Here is a 1,068-nt window from a genome sequence, read left to right as displayed (position 1 = left end):
GCTCTTAAAGATATTGGCGGTGTTTTTATTAAATGATCAAAAGCTTCTATAGAATCTACAGCAATAGAAAATTTAGTGTCTGCAGTTAAATCCAGTGTAGTAATGGCACCATAGAGCCTGTAAAAATCATGGAGTTGAACTGAATGTGATGACTTTAATTCAATATACCATGTAGAATATTCAGAGTTCTTTAAGCGAATGGTGACATCCGGAATATAATAACGACCTTTACTCTTTTCAATAGTCCACTCATATTCGTTTTGATATAACTCAGATATTAAAATTTGAAGAAACTCTTTCTCAAGATTAGAATCACATTTCCAACTAGAATTAACAGATTCAATGGGATCTGTCTCTTTAATTATATGACCTGCAGCTTGCATTAACATTTCATAAGTTACTCCATTATAGGCTCCTTGAGCAAATTTGCCTATTGTTTCTGGAGAAGGCGCGGCATCGATTAGTTTTCTCAACAATCTAGATATATGGGCCGGACTGATATCGATTTCGGCTGCGTATTTATTTATAGATCTATCATCTCCTTTTGCTTTACTTAACAGCTCAGCAAAAAGTTCTTTATCAAAAGTCATATAGGTATCTCCTCGACATATTTTTATATTTTCATTATAAATATAGCCATCTATTGACTATATTATACCATTATTCTTTGTCTACGGTCAATGATTTTGAAAATTATCCAAAAATCATCGACTGCAGTAAACGGCATGTGTTAGAATTTAATCATCGATCGATGTATAAAATAAAAAAGGACAAGGAGTAATACGCATGAGATTAAACAAAGAAGCACTGAATAAAGTACTGTATGATGAGTATGAAGGAAATTACTCTAGGTTTTCAAGGGAACTAGGGTTAGATGTAGCCTATGTTTACAGGGTGCTTGTTAAAGATAGGAACTGTGGAACAAAGTTTTTTTCAAATGTAATGAAATGGTGCAATGAAAATGGTAGTGATTTCAATGAGTTTATTTTTTTACCCTGACTATTGACTACAGTAAATGGTAAAATTGATTACAGATAAAAAAAGGATGATGATTATGAGTATCGGCAG

The 1,068-nt window shown here is 32.6% G+C and carries 2 protein-coding genes; one reads left to right on the top strand and one right to left on the bottom strand.

All coding sequences use genetic code 11. The annotated features are described in order from the left end of the window. Positions 1-590: hypothetical protein (locus RCF13_RS25095; RefSeq protein WP_308141631.1), on the bottom strand; the 590-nt coding region annotated here is incomplete at its 3' end. Positions 591-786: 196 nt separating this feature from the next. On the opposite strand from RCF13_RS25095, the gene RCF13_RS25090 reads away from it, so the two are divergent. Then, positions 787-999 carry a hypothetical protein gene (locus tag RCF13_RS25090; protein ID WP_308141630.1) on the top strand — a complete coding sequence of 71 codons (213 nt, stop codon included), beginning with the start codon at positions 787-789 and terminating at the stop codon, positions 997-999. Positions 1,000-1,068: the final 69 nt, after the last annotated feature.

Origin of the sequence: Stenotrophomonas maltophilia group sp. RNC7 (genome assembly GCF_030910085.1) — a bacterium.
Taxonomy (GTDB): Bacteria; Pseudomonadota; Gammaproteobacteria; order Xanthomonadales; family Xanthomonadaceae; genus Stenotrophomonas; species Stenotrophomonas sepilia.
The sequence above is the reverse complement of the archived record's forward strand: the minus strand, read 5'-3'. Positions and strand labels throughout refer to the sequence as shown.